The organism is Hydrogenophaga sp. OTU3427 (genome assembly GCF_038440225.1).
In the GTDB taxonomy this organism is placed as follows: Bacteria; Pseudomonadota; Gammaproteobacteria; order Burkholderiales; family Burkholderiaceae_C; genus Hydrogenophaga.
The window spans coordinates 1-10,346 of record NZ_JASATI010000077.1; the positions used below are offsets into that span (position 1 = coordinate 1).

The following is a 10,346-nucleotide window of genomic DNA, read 5'->3' on the forward strand; positions in this document are numbered from 1 at the left end:
AGACCACCAAAGCCACAAAGCCTGTCGCCAAGCCCTCGGCTCCAACCAAAAAGGTGCCCGTCAAGAAGGCGTTGACCAAGAAGGCCCCCACCCCAAAATCTCCGCCCAAGCCCCAACCAGCTCCCGTTGCCGCTGCGGCGAACCCAGCGACCAAGCAATCCCAGCTGATTTCCCTCCTGGGCTCTTCTTCCGGCGCCACCCTGGCCCAGATGATGTCCCTCACCGGCTGGCAAGCCCACACCGTGCGCGGCATGCTCAGCGGCTCCCTGCGCAAGCGCCTGGGCCTCGATGTCCAAGCTCAGGTGGAGGAGGGCGTCCGGGTCTACCGCATCGTGCAGGGAGCAGCTCAATGAATACCGTGGCTCAAATCACCCAAGCCGACCGCGAGCTGCTGATCCAACGCTGGGAGTCCCTCTTCGAGCGCGAACCCCCTCCACAGATCCACACCGCCCTCATGCGCCGGGTGCTGGCTTGGAACGTCCAGATGAAACAAGCTGGCCTGGACCCCTTCGCCGGGCGCCAGCCCGCTTCTCGCCCTCCGGTCACCTTGCGCCCCGGCACCCGCCTGCTGCGCGAGTGGCAAGGCACGACCCACGAGGTCCGGGTGTTGGACTCGGGTTTTGACTACGCCGGTCAGACCTACAAGAGCTTGAGCGCCATTGCCCGTGCCATCACCGGCACCCCCTGGTCCGGCCCCTTGTTCTTCGGGATCAAACGCTGATGGCAACCAAGTCCTTCAATTTCTCGACCGCTGGGGCCGCTCCGGTGCCGGCCATGGCCTGCGCCATCTACACCCGCAAGTCCTCCGAAGAAGGCCTGGAGCAGGATTTCAACTCCCTGCACGCCCAACGTGAAGCCTGCGAGGCCTTCGTGCTGAGCCAGAAAAGCCTCGGTTGGAGTTTGAACCCCACCACCTACGACGACGGGGGCTTCTCTGGGGGCAACGTCGAGCGCCCTGCCTTGAAACGCCTGATCGCCGACATCGAGGCCGGCAAGATCAAGGTGATCGTGGTCTACAAGGTCGACCGCCTGACCCGGTCCCTGGCCGACTTCGCCAAGCTGGTTGAACTGTTCGACGCCAAGGGTGTTTCGTTCGTCTCGGTCACCCAGCAGTTCAACACCACCACCTCCATGGGCCGCCTGACCCTCAACGTTCTCTTGTCTTTTGCCCAGTTCGAGCGCGAAGTGACCGGAGAGCGCATCCGCGACAAGATCGCCGCCTCTAAACGTAAGGGCCTGTGGATGGGCGGTGTGGCGCCCGTCGGCTATGTCCCTCATGGCCGTACCCTGGTGCTCGAGGAGATTCACGCCGATCGGATCCGGGACATCTACAAGCTCTACCTGGAAAAGAACTGCGTGCGCAAGCTCAGCGAAGAACTGCAACAGCGAAAGTGGCTGACCCCGGAGCGCGCCAGCAAGCGGGCAGGGGCAGGTGGCAACAAACCCTTCAGCCGGGGCCACCTGTACCGCATCTTGAGCAATCCGATCTACGTGGGCAGGGTGCCCCACAAGGACGAAGCCCACCCAGGCCAACACCCGGCCATCGTCAGCGAGGAGCTGTGGAACCAGGTTCAGCAACGCCTGGCCAGCAACAAGCAAGGCACCAAGACCAAGGCCCACGCGGCCAACCCCAGCCTGCTGGCTGGGAAACTGCAGGACGAGCTGGGTAGGCGCTTGATCCCATCCCACGCCCGCAAGGGAAACAAACGCTACCGGTACTACGTGACCCCGGTCGATGAACCGGGCGAAGCCCTGCGGTTGCCGGCCAACGACCTGGAAGAACTGGTGATCGCCGCGGTCATCCGGTGGGCGTCAGACAAGAAGCAGGTGGTGGACGCCGTCGGCTGGGGTGACGCCAAACGGGCCAGCGATGCGATCGAGACAGGGAAGCAGCTGGCCCAAAACCTGAAACTCAGCGCCCGGGACCACATTGGCGACAGCATCCACGCCGTTGAAGTCGGGCCCAGCACCATCCGGATCGCGATCGACCTGATGGGCTGCGGTCTGGTCAAAAAAGAGGCAGACCACAGCACGATCGAGCAACCGGTGCTTGAAGTGCCGGCTGAACGCAAGCGGGCGGGACTGGCGGTCAGGCTCATCATTGGCGAGCCGGGGCCTGGGCAGATCGATGCACGGCAGCACAAGGGCGCCAAGGAGCCCGATCCAACCATGATGGCCATGCTGGCCCGGGCCCGGGATTGGTACGAGAGGCTGACGCGAGGAGGTCAGTCGCTGGGCGACATCGCGGACGCCGAGCAAATCTCAACCAAGTACGTCGGCCGAATCCTGCAACTGGCGTTGCTGGCACCCGACATCGTGCAGGCGTTGGAGCAGGGCGAGTACCCGGTGGAGCTGTCCGCCACCAAGCTCAGCCGGATGGTGCCGCTGCCGATGGACTGGGACGAGCAGAGGCAGCTGCTGGGCATGGCCTGAGCGTCAGCGCCGCGTCCACCACACCCAGGCGCCGATCAGCACCGCAATCCACAAAGCGACGATGAGCACGGCCCCAAGCTTGCTGACGGGCTTGCGCCCATGGGACAACATCCAGTCGTCCGCCTTCGCCCGGCTTTCCTCGATCACCACCGGCGGTAGCAATTTCACGGCCAGCCAGATCAACGCGGGCAACAGCAGCGCGTCATCGACGTAGCCCAGCACCGGGATGAAGTCTGGAATGAGGTCGATGGGGCTCAGGGCGTAGGCCACGACGAAGGCGCACAAGGCCTTGACGGCCAGCGGTGTCCTGGGATCGCGGTAGGCAAACCAGAGCGTGACCGCGTCGCGCTTGATGCGCCGTGCCCAGGTCTTGGTGCGTTCGGTGATGCCCATGATGAATGAAGCAGCTTGCCTTCAAAAACCCACAATGTCACCGGCTTGAAGGGCTCACAGAGAAAGGGCCGGAAAAATCAGGTCGGAATCGGGCTGAGAGAGCCCACAGAGAAACCTGCATCGGGCTGGAGCCCGCATGAACAGGGGCTTTGCCAAAAGAAAAGGCCCTCGCACTGCGAGGGCCTAGACATGCTGGCGGTGGATGTAGTCCGGACCGAACCCGTATCAGTCCAGTCAGTGCGATGAGTCTGGGAAAAGCAGGCTGCGGCCGTGGGTGCCATCTTAAGCGAGGTCCAGTTTTGCGCCAGTGCGTATACCGGGGTATTCGTTCAGGCTTTCAAAAATGCGCGCGCGCACGCGCGCGTTTTGTCGAATTTGGGCCGATTATTTTCTCTGTCGGGCCGGAATGGGGTGAACCCATGTTTCAGCGCAATGCCTCGCGTGCGCCTACATGGTGTCGATGCCAGAAGGATTTGGCATTGAGCATGTGGTGAGCGACCTGCAGCGAAGGATCGTGGCGCACGAGGTGCTTGACCGGCCTATCGTTGGAGGTGGGCGTCGATCGCTCCACCGCCGAAATGTGGTGAATCCGTGTTGTTCGAGGGGGTTGAATCGAGCTCGGTTTGCGTCGCTGCATTTCTGTGACAAATTTGTCTGCTGGGAACCCTCTGGCGGACATACTGCGCGGCCGAGCTGACAAGGTGCTTCTGCATACCCATCCTGCGATGGCCTGCGCGAGGGTATGCAAGCGGTGGATCACCTTGTGTTCGTGTGCCGGGCTGATTTGCCCCTGGACCCTGGGGTCGGCGGCTTTGCTTCTGGGTTGGTTGCCGCTGCGGTCTTCGAGGGCACGCAGTCTGGCGTGACGCCGGCGTGGATGCCTTGAGGGGACAAATGTGTCTGTTTCAGGGCGTTTGGCGGACAGGATGGCTCAATGTGGGTTTGGCGCTGAAGAAGACAAATTTGTCCGCTTGAGCTCGGTTTGCCGGACATCGGTGGGCGCCCCAGCACGATCTCCAGCAGCCCCGTTTTTATCAATACTGGACAAATATTTCTGTTTACCCGGGTCAGCAGGACACGCTCATCCGGTGGTTTCCATCCAAGATGCCGGGCATGCCGCCTGGCTGTGTATCCAGGTGGCATCCTCTTCAGCCGCACAGCCCAATGGCCTGCGCGAGTCGGCTGTTCTCGAAGAGCGGCTTGATCGCATCCAGCTTGTCGCGAGGAAACCGAACCAAGTCCGACCTGGCGAAGGCCTGCCACTGCTTGACGACGTGCACGACCTGGGCCAGCACGGTGCGTGCCTGGTCCGGGTCGAGGGCAAACGCAGGGGCGTGATCCAGAAGCATCTGGATAGAACGGATCTGGCCCAGCTGGGCGCTCATGGGCAGGCCCGCGGGTACGGCCTCTCCAGGCCGGGGACTCAGGCCCACGGCGGGGGCCAGTTGCCACCGACCGCTTCCCGCGTACAGGAAGTGAATGCGCCGCAACCCTTTGTCCATGTGGCCGATCAGCCAGTAAAACGCTAGGCGCCGCCACAGTTGCTGGGCATCGCGTTTGACGTCCATGCAGTAGAACCGCATGGCGTACAGCAGGTCCAGGTAACCCAAGACCTCCTTGGGACCTGGATCGAGCAGGGTGCGTGCGCTGATGCAGGGTTGGCGCCCACCTTGGGCGCCGCGGTCAAAGCGCTGAATCAGCAGGGCCGCGCATTTGTTGGCGCTCACCATCCTCGTGGCGGGCACGCCAATGCCAGCGGCGCGGGCCATCGTCAACGCCAACAGCTCCAGGTGCAGTGTATGGGAGCGATCTTCCAAGGAGGAGGACAGCTTGACCACGGCCAAACGCCCATCCTCGTCCAGGAGGCTGGCCTTGGGCCAGGCGCCCCCCATGGAGGTGGCGTTGGTCATCAAGAACTTCAGTTCCGCTTGCATTACCTGGCTTTTGCCAACGTCCCAGGAGGATCCGAGGGCATGTCTCAGATGCTCCAAGGTGGCTTGCTGGCCTGGCGGGTGATTCCACCACGGCAGGGGGTGCCCATTGACCAGTCGGATCGCACCCACCCGGTGGGCGTCGTTCACGGCGCGCAGGTATTGGAGCTCGTTCAGTGGTGCCAGCCTGGGGTTGGATTCCCGGGCTTTATGGTGGACGAACTCGATCACGCGGCGCGCCCAGGGGCCTGGCGCCGTGTCGGCCAGGGCCAGGAAGATGCTCGGATCCGAGGGGCCGGCAGGGTTGCGGATGTGGGGGCCGGGCAGCAGCGGGAGGTCGGGGGAGACCGAAATCACCTTGGGGTGTTCGAGCCACGAGGAGGCGTAGCTGAACTGGCTGTAGGCGCGCCGACCGTCATGGAAGTGGTCAAGCTGACCCAAGGGCAAGGCCTGCTTTCCCATGGTCAGGGTCAGTGTGCTGTGTTCGATCATCTCAGCCTCCCCGCTTCGGGGCGGGCGTGGGTGCAGCGGACAAGCGCGGCATGCGAATGCGCTGGGGCAGCCGGGTCTCCATCATCATCACGCCCACGCTGTCGTGGGCGTGGTCCAGCAACTGGTTCAGGGCATCGAGCTCGCCAAAGGCGTGCAGGGCGCGGGCGATGAGGTGCACGGCGGTGCCGGCGTGGCCGTCTTCCATGCGGCCGACGGTTTTGGTGGATACGCCAAGGTGATTGGCCAGCATCTGCTGGGTCCATTGGCGGCGGCGGCGGGCCTGCGCGATGTTGTGGCCCAGGTTCTTCAGGGCGCGTTCGACGGGGGGATTGGGGCGTGAGGGCATGAGCTGAAGCTGGAGTTGAGAAGACTCCAGTTTCAAATCACGACCTCCCGGTCTGCACACGCTTGACGGTGATGGTTGCAAAAAAACTCAGCGGCTGACAGAAGGAGTCCACGAGTGCCGCAAAAATGTTGCGGCACCGGCGGCATGAGATGCCGATCATTCTCTGTTTGATGCTCGAGGGCCTTGGCGCAGCGATCATCGTGACCAGATCGGACATCGATCGCCGTGCAACCAGCTTTTCTATATGTAGGCCTGACGCCCTTTGGATGATGCAAGCGAGCTCAGCTTCCAGGTCGGCAAGTGACTGACCAAACAGCTTGACCATTTCGTCGATTTCGGCCTCGGTAGATACCAGCGGCGGTGTAATCAGCTGCATATCACCATATGCGCCCCTGTTTGCTCGGCGGTCGTAAAGCGCAATTCCATGCTTGAGTCCTTGTTCGGTAAGCATTGCTGAGACATTGAGCTCAGGAGGGAATGCACGCTTCGATTGCTGATCCGCGACGATTTCAATGGCCATCAGCAGACCCAGTCCACGCACATCGCCGACGATTGGAGAGCGCTCCATCAGACCGCGCAGTCCGGACTTAAGGTGCTCGCCCAGTTCAGTGGCGCGGGCGAGCAGGTTCTGAGTAACTACCTCTTCTAGGACGGCGTCTGCGGCTGCGCAGGAAAACGGGTTTGCAAAGTAGGTATGCCGTGGATGAAACCGCCATGATTGGCGATAACGTCAACCACCTGTAATCACCGCGCCAAACGGCGTGTAGCCTGCGGCGAGGCCTTTGGCGAGTGTCACGATACAGATGTCGCGGACCGCTTTGTGGCAGGAGGGTGGCGACACAACGGCGCCAAAACCCGCGAGGTCGCAGCTAAGTTGCTCAACACGGAACCAGGCGTGATGTCAATATCCGGCCCGGCCGCGCGGTACGCGCCCGGGGTATGCGCAAATTGACGGCGATGGTGGTGTAGGCCGCGCGCCAGGCGTCGGTGCTGCTAGCGCGAAGCGACCCGATGGCGTGAGGCCTCAGGTGCCGGTGGCGATCACGGTGTCCGGCTGCGCGCACCACTCGCTCCAGGAGCCAGGATAGAGCGTGGCGCCAGGAAGTTCCGCCAGTTCGAGTGCCAGCAACTGGTGGCAAGCGGTCACGCCGGAACCACACTGGCTTACCAGACTGGTGGCCGGGAGGCCGTTCATAAGCGGCTCGAACTCGGCACGCAACTGAGCCGCTGGCTTGAACAGCCCCTGCGCGTTCAGGTTGTCGCGGAAAAAGCGGTTGTGCGCGCCGGGAATGTGGCCCCCGACCGGGTCCAGGTTTTCATTCTCGCCACGGAAGCGGTCGGGCGCACGCGCGTCCAGCACCCGTCGTTGCGGGTTTTCCAGTTCGGTTCGCAGTCGGCGGTAGTCGATGGTGTTGACCAGTGTGGGGCGCAGGTCGAAGTTGCCAGTGGCGGGCGCAGGCGCCTGGGTGGACAATGGCAGGGCTGCGCGGCGGTAGGCCTCGATGCCGCCATCGAGCACGGCCACCTGTGCGTGACCGGCCCAGCGCAGCAGCCACCACAGGCGCGCCGCATACATGCCACTGGCGTTGTCGTAGGCGACGATGTGGCTGTTGGACTGGGCGCCCAGCGCGGCCATGGCATGGGCAAAGGCCTGCGGCTCGGGCAAGGGGTGGCGGCCGTTGCGGCCGTTCTTGACGCCGCTCAAGACCGTGTCCAGATGCACGTGGCGTGCCAGCGGCACATGGCCCGCGTCGTAAGCACGCCGGCCCGCGTGGGCGTCGGTCAGGTCGAAACTGCAGTCCAGCACCAGCAGCAGGGGGTCGGTTTCCATCAGCTGCGAGAGGTGGTCAACGGAGATCAGGGGTGTTGTGAACATGGTGGTGCTTGTGCGTGCAGGGCTTGGTCAATAACCGGCCGCCGGATCGATGCGGTTCATCAGGGGCTCTCCCTGGCGCAAACGCCGGAGGTTCTCAACGATTTGTGGCACGACCAGCGCGGGCTGCGTGCGTGAGGCCACGTGGGGAGTCAGTTGCACGGCAGGATGGCGCCACAGCGGGTGTCCGTTGGGCAGGGGCTCGGTGGTCACCACGTCGAGAAATGCGCCTGCCAACCGACCGCTGTCGAGCGCCGACAACAGGGCCGACTCGTCGACGTGGGCACCTCGCCCGACATTGACCAGATAGGCCCCGGTCGGCAGCTGTGCCAGCAATGCCTGGTCCACGATGCCGGTGGTCTGAGGCGTCAGGGGCAGGGCGCAGACCAGCACCTGCGCCTGGGGCAGGAGGGCGCGTAGCCCATCGGCGCCAGCGTGGGTGCTGATGCCGGACAGTGATTTGGGTGTGCGCGACCAGCCGTGTACCCGGAAACCCAGAGCCTGGAAAGCACGCGCGGCCGCGCAGCCGATGTGGCCGAGACCGAGGATGGCCACGGTTGTCTGCGCGCTGCTGCGGTGGGGTCGCGGTTGCCACAGGCCCTGAGCCTGTTGCTGGGCGTAGGGGCGCAGGTCCCGCAACCACTGCAACGTGGCGGCTACGGCCAGCGTGGCGACGTCGCCCGACACGGCTTCGTCCACGATGCGAACGATCTGCAGTTCGGGGCGGCGTTGGGCGGTGTAGACCAGGTAGTCCACCCCGGCACCCACGGCGCACAGCAGCCTCAGGCCTGGCAGGCGCTCGATCAGGTCGGGTTGCAGGTGCCAGGTGAGCAGGCTGTCGACCCGCTCGGGGTCGCCCATGTCATCGGGCGTGCACACGGTCAGCGTGGGGGCGTGGGCCTGGAATGCGGCCACCCAGGTGGGTGGATCGAAGTTGACCAGTAGGGCTGGGGCGGTGGGCATGTTTGGCGCCATGGCGGACTTGTCACGCGGTGGGCGCGGGTGTGGGCTCGAGGCTGAACATCTTGCCCGGGTTGAGCAGGTTCAGCGGGTCCAGGCCCCGCTTGACGATGCGCATGAGGTCTATTGCGTCTTCGCCCGCTTCTTCCGCGAGGTAGGGCATCTTGTGAAGACCAATGCCATGCTCGCCCGTGCAGGTGCCATCCATGGCCACCGCCAACCGCACGATGCGTTCATTGAGTTGTTCGGCAATTGCCATTTCGTGGGGGCTGTCCGGATCCACCAGCAAGAGGGCGTGGAAGTTGCCATCGCCAACGTGGCCGACCAGCATGGACGGGAAGGGCGCTTGCGTCAGGATGTGGGCAGCGCCCTCCAGAGAAGCCGCCAGGCGCGAGATGGGCACGCAGGTGTCGGTGCTGATCACGCGGCAACCGGGGCGTGACTGCTGGGCCGCGAACAGGGCGTTGTGCCGCGCGTTCCACAACCGGCTGCGGTCTTCCGGGCGGGTGGCCCATTCGAAGTCCTGACCGCCGAGTTCGTGTGCAATCGCCTGGACCTGTTGCGACTGCTCCTTCACGCCCTCGCTGGAGCCCTGGAACTCGAAAAACAGGGTGGGCGCCTCGCGCAGTGTTGTCTTGCTGTGGGCGTTGATGGCGCCGATCATGTTGGCGGACAGGAATTCGCAACGCGCCACCGGGATGCCCATCTGTATGGTCTGGATCACGGCATTGACTGCATCGCTCACCTGCTCGAAGCAGCACACCGCCGCGGCGGCTGCTTCCGGCTCGGGGTAGAGGCGCACCGTCACTTCGGCGATGACGCACAGCGTGCCTTCCGAGCCCACAAACAGCCGGGTGAGGTCGTAGCCGGCCGAGGATTTGCGTGCCCGTGTGCCCGTGCGAACCACGCGACCAGCGGCGGTCACCACCGTCAGACCCAGCACGTTTTCGCGCATGGAGCCATAGCGCACGGCGTTGGTGCCGCTGGCTCGCGTGGCGGCCATGCCACCCAGAGAGGCATCGGCCCCTGGGTCGATGGGAAAGACCAGGCCGGTCTGTCGCAATGCGGTGTTGAGCTGGCGCCGCGTGACGCCAGCCTGCACCGTGGCGGTCATGTCCTCTGCGTGGATGGCGAGGACCTGGTTCATGCGCGAGAGATCGATGCTGATGCCCCCCTGGTGGGCCAACACATGGCCTTCCATCGACGAGCCGGCGCCGAACGGAATTACGGGCACGCCGTGGTTCGTGCAACTCCTGAGCGTGGCCACGATGTCGTCGGTGGACTCGGCGAACACCACCCCGTCGGGCGGCATGATGGGGTAGGCGGACTCGTCGCGACCGTGTTGTTCGCGCAGCGCCTGAGTGCGGGAAAAACGTTCGCCGAAGTGGGCTTGCAGCTCGGACACCAGTGTGTCTGGCAGGGGTGGGCGAACAGTGGAGAAATGGGCGGTCATGGTGTGTTTAGGAAAAAAAATGGGGCGCGGCGGGCACCGGAGGTTCGTAGGCCCGTATCGGCGGCAACACCCCCTCGAAGCGTTCGACCTGCACCACCGTGAGCTGCCCGGTGCAGCCCTGGCCGAGCGAGGAGGTGCCGACGTCGCGGGTGAGGACGTTGGGGTTGCCGTGCACACACATCATGCGGCCCTGGCCATCGTCCATGGGGTCGAACCAGGCACCGGTGGGCAACTGGACGACGTCCTCGCGCATGGTCTCGCACAGGCGCACCGCCGCCAGGCAGGCGCCCCGGTCGTTGAACAGCCGCACCACGTCGCCATCGGCGACGCCACGCGCCGCCGCCGCCCGGGGGTGCAGGGTGCAGACCTCGCGCCCATGGCGCTTGAGCGACTGGCTGTAGGCGCCAAAGTCGAGCTGGCTGTGCAGGCGGCCCACGGGCTGGTTGGCCACCAGGTAGAGCGGGT

The 10,346-nt window shown here is 64.3% G+C and carries 10 protein-coding genes and 1 pseudogene; 3 read left to right on the forward strand and 8 right to left on the reverse strand.

The features are described 5' to 3' along the window. From AAHB17_RS23795 to AAHB17_RS23805, 3 genes are all read left to right on the forward strand, one after another. The coding region (locus tag AAHB17_RS23795; RefSeq protein ID WP_342133550.1) for a DUF3489 domain-containing protein at positions 1-353 on the forward strand (353 nt) is incomplete at its 5' end. After that, positions 350-721: a DUF2924 domain-containing protein gene (locus AAHB17_RS23800; RefSeq protein ID WP_342133551.1), complete on the forward strand. Its 372-nt coding sequence runs from the start codon at positions 350-352 to the stop codon at positions 719-721. The genes AAHB17_RS23795 and AAHB17_RS23800, both read left to right, overlap by 4 nt. Further along, positions 721-2,433 carry a recombinase family protein gene (locus tag AAHB17_RS23805; RefSeq protein ID WP_342133552.1) on the forward strand — a complete coding sequence of 571 codons (1,713 nt, stop codon included), beginning with the start codon at positions 721-723 and terminating at the stop codon, positions 2,431-2,433. Before AAHB17_RS23800 ends, AAHB17_RS23805 begins: the two co-directional genes overlap by 1 nt. 3 nt (positions 2,434-2,436) lie before the next feature. Here the strand turns inward: AAHB17_RS23805 and AAHB17_RS23810 are convergent, their stop codons facing one another. The 8 genes and pseudogenes from AAHB17_RS23810 to AAHB17_RS23845 form a co-directional block, all read right to left on the reverse strand. Beyond that, a complete protein-coding gene (locus AAHB17_RS23810; protein ID WP_342133553.1) occupies positions 2,437-2,826 on the reverse strand; it encodes a YkvA family protein in 390 nt (129 codons plus the stop codon). Between the two features lie 1,148 nt (positions 2,827-3,974). Beyond that, complete coding sequence (locus tag AAHB17_RS23815) at positions 3,975-5,249, reverse strand: type II toxin-antitoxin system HipA family toxin (protein WP_342133554.1); 1,275 nt, start codon at positions 5,247-5,249, stop codon at positions 3,975-3,977. A 1-nt stretch (position 5,250) separates the two neighbouring features. Beyond that, positions 5,251-5,595, reverse strand: a complete 345-nt coding sequence (locus AAHB17_RS23820; RefSeq protein ID WP_342133555.1) for a helix-turn-helix transcriptional regulator — start codon at positions 5,593-5,595, stop codon at positions 5,251-5,253. Positions 5,596-5,632: 37 nt separating this feature from the next. After that, positions 5,633-6,280: pseudogene (locus tag AAHB17_RS23825) on the reverse strand (aminotransferase class III-fold pyridoxal phosphate-dependent enzyme); the annotation flags it as partial. Between the two features lie 339 nt (positions 6,281-6,619). Beyond that, a complete protein-coding gene (locus AAHB17_RS23830) occupies positions 6,620-7,471 on the reverse strand; it encodes a sulfurtransferase (protein ID WP_342133556.1) in 852 nt (283 codons plus the stop codon). Between the two features lie 27 nt (positions 7,472-7,498). Further along, positions 7,499-8,431, reverse strand: a complete 933-nt coding sequence (locus AAHB17_RS23835) for a 2-hydroxyacid dehydrogenase (RefSeq protein WP_342133557.1) — start codon at positions 8,429-8,431, stop codon at positions 7,499-7,501. A 22-nt stretch (positions 8,432-8,453) separates the two neighbouring features. After that, a complete protein-coding gene (locus AAHB17_RS23840) occupies positions 8,454-9,881 on the reverse strand; it encodes an FAD-binding oxidoreductase (RefSeq protein WP_342133558.1) in 1,428 nt (475 codons plus the stop codon). Between the two features lie 7 nt (positions 9,882-9,888). Beyond that, a partial coding sequence (locus AAHB17_RS23845) for a molybdopterin dinucleotide binding domain-containing protein (RefSeq protein ID WP_342133559.1) occupies positions 9,889-10,346 on the reverse strand: 458 nt, incomplete at its 5' end.